This is a genomic window from Lentisphaera marina (genome assembly GCF_028745505.1).
Taxonomy (GTDB): domain Bacteria; phylum Verrucomicrobiota; class Lentisphaeria; order Lentisphaerales; family Lentisphaeraceae; genus Lentisphaera; species Lentisphaera marina.
Window position 1 is genome coordinate 34,968 of record NZ_JAQZZL010000003.1, and the last position, 15,420, is coordinate 50,387.

Below are 15,420 nucleotides of genomic sequence, written 5' to 3' on the forward strand. Positions count from 1 at the left end.
GATCTTACTAACTTAGCTTTTTGCAATATCCATGATATTTGCTACAACTTCAGTGTGAGTCACTTCGTTAGTAGAATAGATATTAGCGAAGTTATCTTGAAGCTGAGTCTTGAAAGCTTCTTTGTCTTCAACATTCAAGATTGTTGCAATAGTATCTACTGCTTCACCTTGGCCCATAGCGATATCCTTCGCTACGTTATCCATATTACCAGCGATGAAAATATTCATCTGCTCTTGCGCCCAGAACTCAGCAGGTTTTTCTGCATCTAAAGTACCAGAAGTAATACCGAATGTTTGGTTACAAAAAATATGGTTAGTTGTAACAGCGGCAGTCTGAGACATTAAACCGTCGTTATCTTTGAAGATCATTGTACCTACACCAATACCGACGTTATCCTGTGGAACTGCAAAAGCACTTACTGCACCAAAGAATAAAACTGACGTTAATAATTTTTTCATTGTATTACCTCTTTTGTTTATGTTAGGGTTGCGATAATTTTACAAGGTCAATTAATACAACGCAAGATTTTCCTTGAGGAAGCTGGCTACATTAACTGATTTTTAATATTGCGGATCCCTACTTAAATTTGTCGTGATTTTTCTATATAAACTCCTTGCAGGAAATACTTTTTACGATACCTTAGCCACTCTTTAATTGATCGCACCAGCTCTCTCTCATACCAAACGATGTGCAATCGAATCAAGATTTTAATATTATAGAATAAGCATAAGGGCAAATCCATGTCTATCACACTCAAGGCCGCTAAACGTGAAATCGTTGGCAAAAAATCAAAGAAACTTCGTAGAGAAGCTATCGTCCCAGGCAACCTCCAAGGTCGCAAGATCGAAAACGTAAATATCCAAATTGAAGAAAAAGCTCTTCAAGTTGCTATCAAAGCTGCTGGCACTACTAACATCATCGAACTTGATGTTGACGGCACTAAGCACGAAGTACTTCTTCGCGAAGTTCTCCGTACCACTAACCAACAGCACTTCGTTCACGTTGAGTTCTACGCTCCTGACATGGACACAGCAGTAAAAACTTCTGTACCAGTAAAAGTAGTTGGCGACAACAAGCTTATCACTGCTGGTGGTATCCTCGTTACTCCTCAGTCAAACATCGAACTTGCAGCTTTACCAAAAGCGCTTCCTGAGTTCATCGAAATTGACATCTCAACTCTTGAGTCTTTCTCAGATGTTATCACTGTTGCTTCACTTCCAACTCTCGAAAACGTTGAGTACCTCAGTGCGCCTGGTACTTCACTTGCATACATCGCAGAAACTCGTGCTACACGTTCTGCTGCAGCTGAAGAAAAAGCAGCCGAGTAAGTCTAATTTAGTTTTTAAGAAGCCGACCTTTTGGGTCGGCTTTTTTTATGAGGTCAAACATGTCATTTCCAGATACCCTTCCCGCTCCCATCAAAACTTGGTTTGAAAAACAAAGTTTCAAAGAACTCCTTCCCATTCAAGGTCTCGTTCTGAGAAGATCTTTAGAAGAGAAGCAGCTAATTATTTCATCACCCACGGGGTCTGGAAAAACCCTTGCCTTCCTCATCCCCTTAGCAAAAAAGCTCGCAACATCACCGAAGTCTCGCATCCTCATCCTGTCGCCCTCACCTGAGCTCGCCATGCAAAACATCAAGGTCATCCGAGATATACTCCCAGAAACTAAAGCAACTGCCGTTATTGGTGGAGTTAATATTGATCGCCAAAAAGATCAACTCAAAAAACGCCCGCAAGTCATCTCGGCAACCCCTGGTCGCCTACGCGATTTCATCGTTAGAGGACTCATCAAGCCCAAAGATTTTGATCTACTCATCATCGATGAAATTGATGCCCTGCTCCGCGAAGGCATCGAGAACCTAGTTGCAGACCTTCTCCAAAACATGCCCGTCGAAACACACGAGTGCATCGTTGCTTCAGCAACTATAACCAACAAAACAGAAGAGTTACTCACCTACTGGCGTCCAGAATTTTTCTTGATTGAAAATCGCGAGATGCCCACAACTCAACACTCCTACATCTTCACCAACCCCAATAGGCGAGACATTTGCCTAATGAAACTTATCCGCAAGGAAAAGATCAAACGGGCCATTGTCTTTGTCAATAGCTTCGAGCACACCCGCCACACACTTAAATTCTTCGAAAAAGACAAACTCAAAGCCACTTTTCTCGAGGCCGGCATTAGTAAAACTGCACGAACTCAGAGACTGAAAGAATTCAAAGATGGCAAAACCAATTTCCTCATCACTACAGATCTACTAAGCAGAGGCTTTGACTGCACCGACACAGCCGTCATCCACTACCACTGCCCTATCACTATTGAAAGCTTTAAGCACCGCAGTGGACGCACAGGAAGAGGCTCACAAAATGGCGCTAACTACCTTATCATTACTGAGACCGAACTATTTTATATGGGTAAGTACGAAAGGAAGATGGACATCAAATTTGCCGAAATTGATCTGGCCAAAAACCACAAACCAAAAACACTCGACGATAAAGACACTCCTGATGCCCCCGAAAACACGAAGCCAAAAGCTCCGCAAGAAAAAACTCGCCCAGTGGTAAAAAACAAAAAGAGTAAAATCAAAGCTCAACTTGCCAAAGAAGCAAAAAAAGAAAAGTTGGAAGCGGCGAAGAAAAAGAAAAAGCGCACCAAACGCAAAGGCAAACCCGGCTCACATAAAAAGAAAGGGCCTCAGAGCTAAGCTCAGAGACCCTAAAGACTAAGTTTTTAAAAAGCTTAGATACCGCTGTTTGATAAAAAGTTGGAAACGCGCGAGAGTAAACCAGTCACTTGTGGATGAGATGACTCAAAATCCTCAATCATCTTGGTCAAATCATTCACCAAACCCTCTTTCTCTGATTCCTGTTCAGATTTCAACTTGGCCACTAAAGCCTCTAACTCAAGCTTTTTATCGCTATCGAGTTCAGCATTGTGGATCTCCTGCTCTAACTTTTCTAAAGTTTCATTCATTACAAATCTCCTGTTTTACTTAATATAAATCCATGCGCAGGAATAAAAGCTCAGCACAAACAAAAAAGCGACAATTATTGTCAAAGCTCCCCCTCCTTAGAAATAAAGAGATATACGACAATTGTATGACAGATTAAAAAGCATACGTTTTTTGTAAAAGCATCTGTAAGTTGGTGCTTCGCACTCACTTGAGCATAAAATAGAAATATCTGTTAAAAATTTAACAGGTAGTCTTGATTTCCTCATTCGATCATTTATTTTATGCGCGATTTATGAATGAACAAAAAAACAACAAACGACCCCCTTCGTGGATAAGTACTAGCAGCCTGGGTCTTGAACTTGCAATCGTCCTTGGCGTTGGAGTTTGGGCAGGAAACAAAGCTGATCAAAAGTACGGATGCGAACCACTAGGAGTTTTATTAGGAGTTTTTTTCGGATTTATCTACGGATCATATTCTTTTTGGAAATTACTCAAAATGAATACAACAAAAAAAAAGAAGGATAAAAAAAGACAGTGATGCAAGCTCTTAGCAAGCCACTCAACCTCGCAGCCATCTTAACTGGCCCTGTACTTATTGCGATTTACGCAATAAGCGCAAACGTCTCTTTTTTATCCGCCAACTTCATCACCCCACTCTGCCTCATCCTTATTAATAGTGTTGCACTCATCATTATTAACCAGATTTTCATGACGCTAAAAAAAGACATCACTCTTGGCCTCGGACTCAAACTTGCCAAATCTTTTTTATTGATTGCGATCCTCGCAATAGCCCTTTTCGCTCAGATCTTAAGTGACCCAAAATTCGCTTGCTTTGCCTTCTTGATTGGCTATAGCTCAAGCATGATTTTCGAAACCCTTTCATATAAAAATAACATCTCAAAAAAAGTAAATTAGCATGAACGTACTAAATACACTCCTTGCGGCTTCAGGCCAAAACCACCCCACCAAGATGGATGCAATTATCCACTGGATTAAAGATCACATGTCACTCGCAGGCAAGCACTGGTCACCTGCTGGCTTTGGTGAAGGCCCTCACATCTTCAGTAACAACTTCACAACTCAGTCATTTTTCTTGATTCTATCCGCTACAATCACTTTAATTCTTTTTGGTGTGCTCTATAACAAGAAGCAAAAGACTCCCACTGGTCTAACAAACTTCCTCGAGCCTTTCGTTATTTATGTTCGCGATGAAATCGCTGTTAAAAACATGGGCGAAAAAGATGGTAAAGCTTGGACACCATTCTTTTGCTCACTCTTCTTCCTTATTCTTGGTTCAAACCTTCTCGGCCTTATCCCTGGCAACGCCACTGCTACAGGTACTTTTTGGATCACTGGTTCATTAGCACTCATCGTTTTCCTTTGTATGACGTTAGTTGTCGCGATCAAATTTGGTCCCGTAAACTTCATCAAGGCTTTCATGCCTCCTGGTGTTCCTACTTGGGTTCTTCTCCTTCTCACTCCACTAGAGATGATTGGCCTCGTAGTTAAATGTGTTTCACTCACAATTCGTTTGTTCGCCAACATGCTTGCGGGTCACATCGTACTTTTCTCTATCATGGCACTACTCTACGTATTCAGCTACTACGCTATCTTGGCTTACCCTATCGCAATCGGCATCTACGCTCTTGAAGTATTTGTTGGTTTCCTACAAGCTTACGTATTCACTTTCCTTGCAGCTCTATTCATTGGCGAGATGTTCCACCACGCACATCCTCACCACGATCATGACGAAGAGCACGCACACTAAACCCCTTTCTTGAAAAACAAGATTCTTAAACAAAATAACAAAACAAAACAAAAAATAAAAAACGGAGAACTAACATGTTCAACTCTATCCTCGCTCAAGCAACTGAAGCTGCTGTAACTGGTACACAACTAATTGGTCCTAAAGCTGGTGCTGCAATCGGTGCTGGTATCGTAGCTGTAGGCGCTGGCCTTGGTATTGGTAAACTTGCTGCTTCAGCAATGGAAGGTATCGCTCGTCAACCAGAAGCTGGTGACAACATTAAAGGTTCTATGATTGTTGCTGCTGCACTTATTGAAGGTGTATCACTTTTCGGCGTTGTTGTTTGCCTTCTTGCAGCACTATAATCCTTTAGCGGTTGAATTTTATGAAAATGGTAAAAGTTAAAGCATTAGCTTTTGCCTGCCTCGTTCTAACAGCTATGCCAACTATGGCGGCGGATGGAGCAGATGCGGCGGGACAATACGGCGAAAATGCCGCCATACCTATGGCAGTCATTTCGTGGATTTGTTTCTTCTCACTCCTCATCGTCGGCGGCAAAATCGCTTGGAAGCCAATTTTGGCTAACCTCGATGCACGTGAAACGCGCATCCGCGAATCTCTTGAAAACGCTGATCGTATTGATAGTCAGTTAGCTGATGCTGAAGCAAGCACTAAGAAGCTTATTTCAGATGCCGAAGCTAGCGCTAAAACTATCATTACTGGTGCTAAAGAGACTGCTCAAAAACTCGCAAAAGAAATTAACGACACAGCAAAAGCTGAAGCTCAATCACTTAGAGAGAATGCCCTCAAAGATATTGAAAACGCTCGCGCCAAAGCCGTTTCTAGCCTTCGTGACGAAAGTGCAGAACTAGCTGTAACACTTGCAGGCAAACTTATCGGAGAAAATTTAGACTCCGAAAAAAGCCGTGTACTAACCGATAAAATAATCGATACTCTCTAATCATGTTGACCTCAAAAGCAGCCAAAAGATATGCGAAGGCCTTTTTTAGCCTGGCGCAGGACAAGGGTAAGCTTGACGAAGTAAGAGCGGATTTTAACGCTCTTGCGCAGCTCGCAGCTCAGTCGGAAGAATTAAAATCATTTCTTTCATCTCCACTCGTAGCCCAAGATAAAAGGCTTGAGCTTTTGAAGTCTCTGTTTGAAGGTAAAATAGGCGCAACTGCCATGAGCTTCATTACTTTTCTTAACGAAAAGGACAGAACTCCAGTTCTCGCCGAAGTCTGTGAATATTTCGAAGTCTTCTGTAACGAAGCTGCCAACGTGCAACTCGTCACTATCACTTCAGCCCAAGAATTGAGTTCTACTCAAATCAAAGCCATTGAAGTGAAACTAGAAGCTAAGCTCAACAAAACTATCAAAGCCAGCACAGAAATTGATGCTGCTTTACTTGGTGGTTTTAAAATTGCTATCGGCGATCAAGTTATTGATCATTCAATCACAGCTCAACTTAACTCTCTCAAACAGAGTATCGTTAACGCGTAAAGGAAAATAATTATGGCAACAGATATTAAGCCGGAAGAAGTTTCAGCCATCCTCAAAGAGCAGTTCGCTGCTTTTGAATCGGGTGCTCAGACTTACGAAACTGGCAAAGTCCTAAGCGTTGGTGATGGTATCGCCCGCGTTTACGGCCTCGAGAATGTCATGGCTGGTGAACTCGTTGAGTTCGCATGTGGACTCCAGGGTCTAGCGATGAACCTCGAAGAAGACAATGTTGGTGTTGCGATCTTTGGTGAAGACAAGCAGATTTGTGAAGGTATGGAAGTAAAACGTACCAATACAATCGCATCTGTCCCCACCGGTGATGCACTCCTCGGTCGTGTTGTTGACGCATTGGGTAACCCAATCGACGGCAAAGGCCCTATCAATACCGAGAATTCTCGTCCAATTGAATTTAAAGCACCTGGTATCATGGAACGTAAATCTGTTCATGAGCCACTCCAAACTGGTGTAAAAGTTATTGACGCCCTCACTCCTGTAGGTCGTGGTCAGCGTGAGTTGATCATTGGTGACCGTAAAACTGGTAAGACTACTCTTGCTGTTGATACGATCATTAACCAAAAAGGTAAAGGCGTTCAGTGTTTCTACGTAGCTATCGGCCAAAAGCGTTCTACTGTGGTTCAAATCGCAGAGACTCTTAAACAGCACGGTGCTCTTGAATACACGACAATTATTGCAGCTACTGCTTCTGACCCTGCTCCAATGCAGTTCCTCGCTCCGTACTCAGGTACTGCGATGGCAGAACACTACTGTTACCTCGGTTCACCTACTTTCGGTGGTACTGAAGGCGTAGCAGGCGGCCACGCACTCATCGTTTATGATGACTTGACTAAACAGTCACAAGCTTACCGTCAGCTCTCGCTCCTACTCCGTCGTCCTCCAGGACGTGAAGCATTCCCAGGTGACGTATTCTATACTCACTCACGTTTGCTCGAACGTTCTGTTAAGCTTTCAGAGTCTGAAGGTGCTGGTTCTATTACTGCACTTCCAATTATCGAGACTCAAGCGAACGATGTATCTGCTTATATCCCCACAAACGTAATTTCGATTACAGATGGCCAGATCTTCTTAGAATCTGACCTCTTCAACGCTGGTCAGCGTCCTGCAATTAATGCCGGTCTCTCTGTATCACGTGTTGGTGGTGCTGCTCAAACTAAATCTATGAAGAAGACAGCCGGTACACTCCGTCTTGACTTGGCTCAGTACCGCGAACTCGCGGCATTCTCCCAGTTCGCTTCTGACTTAGACCCTGCTACTCGTGCTCAGCTCGAGAAGGGACAACGTTTGATGGAAGTATGTAAGCAAGGTATCAATGAGCCTCAATCAGTGGCTGAACAAGTATGTCTCATCTATGCAGGTACAAATGGTTACCTCAACGATATCCCAGTAGACAAAGTTGTTAGCTATACTGCAGAGCTCAACGAAGCCCTGTCAACACGCTATAAAGATTTCAGCGACAAGTTCGCTGTTGAAGTCAAAAACGACGACTTCTCTAAAGATCTTATCGCCGAAATGACAGACATTGTTAAATCTACTACAGAAAGCTTCAGTAGCTCACTGTAAATAAGCGGATAGAACTATGCCCAGTCAAAAAGAATACAACGTAAAAATCGCGAGCTTAGGTAACACTGCCAAAGTAACGAAGACCATGAACATGGTCTCCACGGCGAAGTACCGTAAAGCTCAAGATGCTCAGGGCAGCTCAAAACTCTATTCAGATCAGCTAAACCAGGTTATTGCTGGCTTAGCTGCCTCTGGTGGTGAGCTTTCTCATCCCCTTATGAAAACCCTCGAAGTTAAAAAGGTTCTTGTTATCACTTTCACATCTGACAAAGGTCTATGTGCTGGTTTTAATAATAACCTTATCAAATTCGTAGAAAGCTTTCGTCGTGAAAACGCTGACAAGTATGAAACAATTGATTTCATCACTTGCGGCAAGCGCGGTTACAATGCTCTTCGCAAGACTAGCACTGTAGTTGCCAACTACGACGACAAGACTTCTAATCCCGAATTTGAAACCGCTCGCGAAATTGGTGATAAAGTTCAGAAACTCTTTATTGACGGCGAATATGACCAAGTCATTATTGCTAACAACAACTTCGTTTCTGCTCTTTCTCAGATCCCTACCCTCACAACTCTACTCCCAGTGAGTGGCGCTGAGGCTGAAGAAACTGAGAGCACCGACAACGCTACGGACTACATTTACGAACCTGGACAAGCAGAACTTCTGAGCTATCTGCTTCCTAAGACCGTAAACTTCCAAGTTTTCAAAGCTTTTCTGGAAAATGCCGCTGGTGAACACGCTGCGCGAATGGCTGCTATGGATGCTGCCTCGACCAATGCGAAAGACCTCATACAGAAATATACTGTTCTGCGCAACCGTGCACGTCAAGCAGCCATTACGACTGAATTGACCGAGATCGTTGCCGGCGCTGAAAGTTTAAAATAGGATAACTATTATGTCAGAATCAACTAAAGGTACAGTCCTTCAGATCATGGGTGCCGTGATCGACGTTGAATTTTCCGGTGGAACTATCCCTGGTATCTTCAACGCATTGAAAGTGACTAACCCTTCAATTAACGACAAAGAGGACAACCTCGTTCTCGAAGTAGCCCAGCACTTGGGTGAAGGCGTCGTTCGTACCATCGCTTTGGACTCTACTGAGGGTCTTCACCGTGGTGCTGTTGTTACCGACACTGGCGCGGGCCTTAAAGTTCCCGTTGGTGAAGAAGTTCTTGGCCGTGCCATGAATCTCCTCGGTGACCCAATCGATAATAAACCTGATGTCGAGACCGACGAAAAATGGGAAATTCACCGTGAAGCTCCCGCTTTTGCCGATCAGGACACAGGTACAGAAGTACTTGTTACTGGTATCAAAGTAATTGACCTCCTCGCTCCCTACCGTAAGGGTGGTAAAATTGGTCTCTTCGGTGGTGCTGGTGTAGGTAAAACAGTTCTTATCCAGGAGCTCATCAATAATATCGCACAGGAATTCGGTGGTAACTCCGTATTCGCTGGTGTAGGTGAGCGTACTCGTGAAGGTACTGACCTCTACGAAGAAATGGCTGAAGCTGGCGTACTCGAGAAAACTGTTCTCGTATACGGTCAGATGAATGAGCCTCCCGGTGCTCGTGCTCGTGTAGCTCTGTCTGCACTCACAATGGCGGAATACTTCCGTGATGTGAAAAAGCGTGACGTACTTCTCTTCGTTGACAACATCTTCCGTTTCACTCAGGCCGGTGCCGAAGTATCTGCACTTCTCGGTCGTATCCCTTCTGCGGTAGGTTACCAGCCTACACTAGCAGTAGAAATGGGTGAACTCCAGGAACGTATTACATCTACTAAAGACGGTTCTATTACATCTGTACAAGCTGTATACGTACCTGCGGATGACTATACTGACCCGGCTCCAGCAACTACATTTGCTCACTTGGATGCAACTACTGAACTCTCACGTCCTCTTTCTCAGCTCGGTATCTACCCTGCGGTAGACCCACTCACTTCTTCTTCGACCATCTTGGCTCCTGAAGTTGTTGGTGAGGAACAGTACCAAGTTGCGACTGACGTGAAAATGATCCTCCAGAAGTACAAAGAGCTTCAGGATATCATTGCGATTCTCGGTATGGATGAACTCTCTGAAGAAGACCGCCTCACTGTAGAGCGTGCTCGTAAGATTCAGAAGTTCCTTTCACAGCCTTTCCACGTAGCAGAAATCTTTACCGGTCTTAAAGGTAAATATGTTGCATTGGAAGACACTGTTCAGTCCTTCAAAGAAGTTCTCGAAGGTAAACATGATGATGTTCCTGAGCAAGCATTCTACCTCGTTGGTGGTATCAACGAAGTACTTGAGAAAGCTAAAAGCCTCGAAGGTTAATCATGTCATTTCAACTTAAAATCATCACTCCCGCACGTCTCGTCTTCGAAGGCACTGTCGATTCAGTTCGCCTCCCAGGACTCGACGGGGATTTTGGTGTACTCGACAATCACGCAGCTCTCATCTCCGGCATTGCCGTTGGTGCCCTGCAGTATGATGTCAACGGCCAACGCAAGAGCATCAAGCTCGAAGGCGGCTTTGTTGAAGTGAACGACAATGTAGTAAGTGTACTCGCGGACAGCGCTCAGCTCCCAGAGTAAGCTCACTCATTGCCCTTCCTAAAGCCCCAAGTTCGCAAGAACTTGGGGCTTTTCTTGTGTTTTAGTGTCTTATGCTTAAGACCCAAAAGTTGAATTCCTGCGCATCCAGCCGGTATAACTCATACGCGGTCGTGTAGCAGGTAGAACCTCATGATAAAAAACACTACTATCAAAGAGTACCAATCGGTTCCCTATCGGATTTATATCCACAAACTCATGTTTATCCATATACATGCGCAGCTGTCCACCATTTGCCTTAGACCAATTACGACGGTTAAGGTACAAAATAAAAGTTAAAATCCGATTATTTTGATTGCGATGACAATCCAAATGTTTAACATAAAAAGTACCAGGAGGATAAACTGCAAAATGACTTTCATTCTCCTGCAATGGCAAAAACAACTGCTGCCGTAAATTTTCCTGTAAATTATCAATTATATCCAGTATAGGATAAATACTTGGATGACAATTCGATCTCTGGACCCAACGAATAGCATCGCCACGTACTTTCTCACGACGTTTTTTTGACTTACCCACTGTAGCAGGTTTCAATAAACCCTCTTGATAATCACGACTTGCTGCTATCGCAAGTTGTTTAAAACTACAATGAGGTAAAAAATTGTCTATCACACTCCAACGTTTAGAGCTCAAGTCTAACAAAATATTTTCTTTATGCTGATTCCATAATCCCGTTTTTGAAACAAGATCAAAACGCTTAGAAATACCACCTTTCAGATCCACAGACATATTTAAACTCTCTATCTTTAATAATGTTGTTTACTCCACCGAGAGCAAACACCTCAAAAATTACTGCTCCATTGAAAACAAACCATATCTGAATCACGAGAGTCACATGAATCTTTATAGATAAGTCTTACTCTCACTGAATAGGTGCTTACTGAAGCAAATGAGTAATGCTCCGTAGGTTTCGTCAAGACTCAATCAATGGCACCCTTTAGTCTGTTGTCAATGACCAATGCAAGAGCCCTAAGCGCTTGCAAACTTAGTTTTTTACTTTTCCCTGAGAGCACCGAATTTAATTCGGCTTCATAATTATGATTCAAGACCGAGGTACTTTCCACTAGCTTGGCACTAATTGCGGGCATCGCAATACAGGTTTCTCTCGCCAAGATGAGAAGGCGCAAAGTTCGATATATAGATTTTTCACCTATGCGCACCGAATTCCATTCGGCTTCAAACTTGCGGACTCCGCAAATACGCGCTCGTCAATTGACTACATCACAACTCCGTACAGTATCCCTCTCGAGACATCCCAAAAAATTAAACAAAGCAAAAACAACCATAAGCTTTTAGATAAAAGTATATAACATCCCAAATTAAGAGTTCTAATCATGCCTAAAACAATAAATAAACTTATTCTTAATATAATCCTATGAATTAATACTCAATTTTGGATAACTAAGCAAGTACTGTATAAAGCGACTCCCTAGACAAACTCATGTCAATTATCAAGCCATGTTATAGTTAATGGATATAAAAGAGCAAATACACTCAATACCTAACTTATAATCCACATGGTAAATTATGAAAAATGCACTAGAAGCAAGTATCATCCTTAATGAAGTTTTAATTGTAAGTTTCCTATGGCCTCGAGGTGAAGTTCAATGTATTTCAAAAGATGCTACTTATACTGCATCGTCAGTATCGAAAAATAGGTTTCATTCAGTCTTAATGACAAGTGAGGGCCCTTTATATGATGAGCAGTTTGCCTTCCATACTAATAAGATCCAAGACCTTTACATTATAATTGACCTCTGCAAACTTAAAAAAATAGAATCTCTATACATCAAAAATAGAACCGGCCCACCTATCTCTACCCAAGAAGGAGGCGTATCAGTCTGGCTATCAAATACTTCTGAATTTGAAGATCAACCTGACTGGAAAGCAGAAAAAACTCAAAATGATTGGACTGTAAAATTACCTCAAACAACATCTTCACGTTTCATCAAATTGGGCCTACTTGGTAAAAATAAAGTTTTTCACTTAGCACAAGTTAAGGTATTTGGCTGGGACAAATAAATACACGATTAACCAGTTAACGATGTATTAAGATATTTGACGAGACCGCAGGTATGGGCGTCGATGATTCCGAGATCACTCTCACCTACATCCGTTCTCCCTACCGCAAATCTAATGAACTCATCCTCGCCCACAAGACTTTCGAGTTTCCAAAGAAATTCGACGTCGTCGCCCTCTACGTCCAACTCGAAACCCTTGCTCATAGCAACATCCAAAAACTCAATGAGTAGGTTTTAGGGGAAGGTTTTTACCTGAGGAATGCTGTGCTCCTTAAGAGTAGATGAATTATGAATTGGGCGCTGCCCCCTTCGTACTACCCCTGCAAGGAGTCGCGACTCCTTGACCAGCGGATATCAATTTCAATCTGTAGATAATTATTCTCTGAAACGCCTGGCGAAGGATTGGGCCTCGTCCGAGGCCTTTAATATTTTTATAACCCATAATTTTCATGGAGCAGTCGAGGTAAGCAGAGTCTGAAGTAATCAACGCCAATAAATCACATGATTTTCACTAACACTCATTTATTTAGTATGTAGAAACCCGCACATCTTATTAAAAATCGTGTAAAAATCGTTTTAACGCACCTAAACAATATCAGTTTTTATTTTTATAATTAGTTTAAAATGAATTATTTGCATAAAAATAATCCAATAAATACCTAAATCCTGCTAACAGTTTTCTAATCAAAAAAGCTTAAAATGAAATCAACTTTAAAAAAAAGGTATGTACGCGATGTTTAAATCATCCAAGTTCTTAACAAAAACAATAGTATCTGGAACAATGTTATTGTTTACTCAATTACTATACGCACAATCAACTTTGGTTACTATTACAGAAGATGCTACCGCTACTACTAGTTCACTGTCAAATACAGATTTATATGACTTTAATGATCTAAGTAATGGTTTAAACTCAAATGTTTCATGGGATGGTGTTGGTTCTTTTGACCAAGTATATGTACGTGAAGCCAATAGGTTTGGTGGCGCTGTAGACGAAAGCACTGGGCAAGGATCAAGATTCTCTTATGTCAAAAGTGCTTATAATATAGAATCGAGTACTTTAACCTTAGACAATTCAAGTTCTTATTTTGGAATGTGGTGGTCCGCAGGTGACTCAGCTAACCTTTTAACTTTCTACAACAATGATAACGTAGTTGCCCAATACACAACGCAGTCAATGTTTGGTAGCCTTAACTTAAGTCAAGATTACTACGGCAATCCGCTCACTGGAGGAAATGGTGGTGAACCCTACGCCTTCATAAATTTCTTTGGCGATGCCGAAACATCTTGGAACAAAATAGAACTTACTCAACTTGGTGGTGGAGGATTTGAATCAGATAACTACACCACTCGTATAGAAACATTTAATCCTGATACCGACAGCCAAGAAGCTCTTGGCACAATAATAGCTGAAGTTTCAGGTACTGAAACTACCAACCTAGATGCTCCATCAGAAAACTGGGAATGGGCTTTTGAAGAAAGTGCCCCAGGCGCACCTACTCCACCAATTTTTGCTTTAATGTTCTTCATCGCAGCCATCATAAAAACAAAATTTCTAGGCATATAGAGGTAGCATGTCTAGCGGAGAGGAGCAAGCAGAGGGCAATCACCCACTCTGGAAGGGTTTGCTTCCTTTAGTTATTTTATCTACTCTATCATCACTCGACACCGTAGTTGATATTTACGGTGCAATTTGTAGGCCCATAGCACTATTTATAATAAGTCTCACTGGCTTAATTGTAAGTGATCAAGGAACCAGCTTCACTGTAGCTCACTTAAATATACCATGGACAAGAGACTGTGCTGGTATGAACACACTACTCGTTCTTCTAGCCATATACGCATGGATGAATCGAAACACTGAACAGAACTCTCGTTATTGGCTCAAAATGCTTTGTGTCATCCCACTAGCTATCATTTCCAATGTACTAAGAGTCTTAACTTTAGTGGGCTATCGCTACCTATTTTTCCCTGAAGTCGAATCTCCACAAATGCATTATTTTTGGGGTTTATTTTGGTTGATCCCCTTTGCACTCTTTACCATACCTGCCAGTACCGAGCCCTCAAAAAAATCACTCTGCTTTGAACTCTTACATATCTCAGCCGTTGTTGGACTAATTGCACCACTTCTGAACCTGAGCAACCACTGGATTACTGCAGTTGGGGTTTTGTTTCTTCTTCTAAATAGTAAATTTAAAAGTGATGATGAACCTTACGATGCAAAAATTCTAATCATATGGATCACTGCTGCCCTGACTATAAGCTGGTCAGGAATAGAGTCTCTATGGTTGCCCTGGTTGTTAGTATGCCCACTAACAATTAATTCTAAGTGGCTGTTTAGTTATTCAGGCTTTGGATGCTTAGCTACTTCATCACCTCTTTTTGTTCTCATTCCCTATGCGAGTATTTGTGCTGGTGCCATCTTCTTTTTTACAATTATGAATTGGCCAAAAGTAAAAACACCAGAAACAACTACCCAGTCTCCGCCTAAGATATCAAAACTTCGAAGTCTGCTCAGTTCAAGCTTAGCTCTACTACTCTTTCTTCCCTTCGTTGCATCAATTTTATTCAATTCTGTATCCGATAATCTACAACCGCCCCCCACTATGAATAAGAAAATTATTCAGGGCATGGGCTATCAACTACAACTTAACAATCAATCCCCTAAACTCGGTCTTCTATGGTATGATCCTCAAGGAAGTAATAGGCACCATGCCCTAGAAGTCTGCCTGCAATATCGCGGAATTTATTTAGAAAGCACTGAAGTCAGCTCAGTAAAAACTGATGGTGAACGCTGGTTTACTGAGTTTTTTATCGTTAAAAACAAACTCGTTTCAAACCATAATGATTATATATGGCAGACCCTAGGATTTCGTAAAAATCCAGGAATTCATATCATACTCGTTGCCAATAAAAAAGATTACAGCGCGACAAACTTTGAAGAAGAAGCACAGGCAATTGTTAATCAATTATATAAAGCCATAAATAGTTAATTACAGAAAATAATTTCCTTGTAACTAACGA

19 protein-coding genes are annotated in these 15,420 nt (G+C 42.0%); 16 read left to right on the top strand and 3 right to left on the bottom strand.

What is annotated here, in order from left to right; translation table 11 throughout:
• Positions 1-12: 12 nt before the first annotated feature.
• Positions 13-459 carry a DUF3015 family protein gene (locus PQO01_RS20925; RefSeq protein WP_274316176.1) on the bottom strand — a complete coding sequence of 149 codons (447 nt, stop codon included), beginning with the start codon at positions 457-459 and terminating at the stop codon, positions 13-15.
• Between the two features lie 282 nt (positions 460-741).
• Here PQO01_RS20925 and PQO01_RS20930 point away from each other — a divergent pair, with 282 nt between their 5' ends.
• Together PQO01_RS20930 and PQO01_RS20935 are read left to right on the top strand one after the other, a co-directional pair.
• Positions 742-1,329 carry a 50S ribosomal protein L25 gene (locus PQO01_RS20930; protein ID WP_274316177.1) on the top strand — a complete coding sequence of 196 codons (588 nt, stop codon included), beginning with the start codon at positions 742-744 and terminating at the stop codon, positions 1,327-1,329.
• 59 nt (positions 1,330-1,388) lie between these two features.
• On the top strand, positions 1,389-2,708 hold the full coding sequence (locus PQO01_RS20935; RefSeq protein WP_274316178.1) for a DEAD/DEAH box helicase: 1,320 nt from the start codon (positions 1,389-1,391) through the stop codon (positions 2,706-2,708).
• 35 nt (positions 2,709-2,743) lie between these two features.
• On the opposite strand, the gene PQO01_RS20940 is transcribed toward PQO01_RS20935, so the two are convergent.
• Positions 2,744-2,977 (bottom strand): DUF4404 family protein, encoded by a 234-nt coding sequence (locus PQO01_RS20940; protein WP_274316179.1) that lies wholly within the window; start codon positions 2,975-2,977, stop codon positions 2,744-2,746.
• Between the two features lie 272 nt (positions 2,978-3,249).
• Between PQO01_RS20940 and PQO01_RS20945 the strand changes: the two genes are divergently transcribed.
• From PQO01_RS20945 to atpC, 10 genes are all read left to right on the top strand, one after another.
• Positions 3,250-3,495, top strand: coding sequence for an AtpZ/AtpI family protein (locus PQO01_RS20945; protein ID WP_274316180.1), 246 nt, complete (start codon positions 3,250-3,252; stop codon positions 3,493-3,495).
• Complete coding sequence (locus PQO01_RS20950) at positions 3,492-3,872, top strand: hypothetical protein (protein WP_274316181.1); 381 nt, start codon at positions 3,492-3,494, stop codon at positions 3,870-3,872. The genes PQO01_RS20945 and PQO01_RS20950 overlap by 4 nt, the downstream gene beginning before the upstream one ends.
• Position 3,873: 1 nt before the next feature.
• A complete protein-coding gene (atpB, locus tag PQO01_RS20955) occupies positions 3,874-4,725 on the top strand; it encodes a F0F1 ATP synthase subunit A (RefSeq protein ID WP_274316182.1) in 852 nt (283 codons plus the stop codon).
• A 74-nt stretch (positions 4,726-4,799) separates the two neighbouring features.
• Positions 4,800-5,069, top strand: a complete 270-nt coding sequence (locus PQO01_RS20960) for an ATP synthase F0 subunit C (protein ID WP_274316183.1) — start codon at positions 4,800-4,802, stop codon at positions 5,067-5,069.
• A gap of 20 nt (positions 5,070-5,089) precedes the next feature.
• The gene (gene atpF, locus PQO01_RS20965; protein WP_274316184.1) at positions 5,090-5,665 is read left to right on the top strand and encodes a F0F1 ATP synthase subunit B; all 576 of its coding nucleotides are present in this window, start codon (positions 5,090-5,092) and stop codon (positions 5,663-5,665) included.
• Positions 5,666-5,667: 2 nt separating this feature from the next.
• Positions 5,668-6,207: an ATP synthase F1 subunit delta gene (gene atpH, locus PQO01_RS20970; RefSeq protein WP_274316185.1), complete on the top strand. Its 540-nt coding sequence runs from the start codon at positions 5,668-5,670 to the stop codon at positions 6,205-6,207.
• 12 nt (positions 6,208-6,219) lie between these two features.
• Positions 6,220-7,785, top strand: coding sequence for a F0F1 ATP synthase subunit alpha (gene atpA / locus PQO01_RS20975; RefSeq protein WP_274316186.1), 1,566 nt, complete (start codon positions 6,220-6,222; stop codon positions 7,783-7,785).
• A 16-nt stretch (positions 7,786-7,801) separates the two neighbouring features.
• Positions 7,802-8,671 carry an ATP synthase F1 subunit gamma gene (gene atpG, locus PQO01_RS20980; protein WP_274316187.1) on the top strand — a complete coding sequence of 290 codons (870 nt, stop codon included), beginning with the start codon at positions 7,802-7,804 and terminating at the stop codon, positions 8,669-8,671.
• A 10-nt stretch (positions 8,672-8,681) separates the two neighbouring features.
• Positions 8,682-10,097 carry a F0F1 ATP synthase subunit beta gene (atpD, locus tag PQO01_RS20985; RefSeq protein WP_274316188.1) on the top strand — a complete coding sequence of 472 codons (1,416 nt, stop codon included), beginning with the start codon at positions 8,682-8,684 and terminating at the stop codon, positions 10,095-10,097.
• 2 nt (positions 10,098-10,099) lie between these two features.
• On the top strand, positions 10,100-10,357 hold the full coding sequence (atpC, locus tag PQO01_RS20990) for an ATP synthase F1 subunit epsilon (protein ID WP_007281419.1): 258 nt from the start codon (positions 10,100-10,102) through the stop codon (positions 10,355-10,357).
• 75 nt (positions 10,358-10,432) lie between these two features.
• Here atpC and PQO01_RS20995 read toward each other — a convergent pair whose 3' ends face one another.
• Positions 10,433-11,104, bottom strand: a complete 672-nt coding sequence (locus tag PQO01_RS20995) for a 2OG-Fe(II) oxygenase (RefSeq protein ID WP_274316189.1) — start codon at positions 11,102-11,104, stop codon at positions 10,433-10,435.
• Between the two features lie 798 nt (positions 11,105-11,902).
• Between PQO01_RS20995 and PQO01_RS21000 the strand changes: the two genes are divergently transcribed.
• From PQO01_RS21000 to xrtZ, 4 genes are all read left to right on the top strand, one after another.
• On the top strand, positions 11,903-12,397 hold the full coding sequence (locus tag PQO01_RS21000; RefSeq protein ID WP_274316190.1) for a hypothetical protein: 495 nt from the start codon (positions 11,903-11,905) through the stop codon (positions 12,395-12,397).
• Between the two features lie 53 nt (positions 12,398-12,450).
• Positions 12,451-12,627 carry a hypothetical protein gene (locus PQO01_RS21005; RefSeq protein ID WP_274316191.1) on the top strand — a complete coding sequence of 59 codons (177 nt, stop codon included), beginning with the start codon at positions 12,451-12,453 and terminating at the stop codon, positions 12,625-12,627.
• 550 nt (positions 12,628-13,177) lie between these two features.
• A complete protein-coding gene (locus tag PQO01_RS21010) occupies positions 13,178-13,963 on the top strand; it encodes an Npun_F0296 family exosortase-dependent surface protein (protein ID WP_274316192.1) in 786 nt (261 codons plus the stop codon).
• A gap of 7 nt (positions 13,964-13,970) precedes the next feature.
• Positions 13,971-15,389, top strand: a complete 1,419-nt coding sequence (xrtZ, locus tag PQO01_RS21015) for an exosortase Z (protein WP_274316193.1) — start codon at positions 13,971-13,973, stop codon at positions 15,387-15,389.
• Positions 15,390-15,420: the final 31 nt, after the last annotated feature.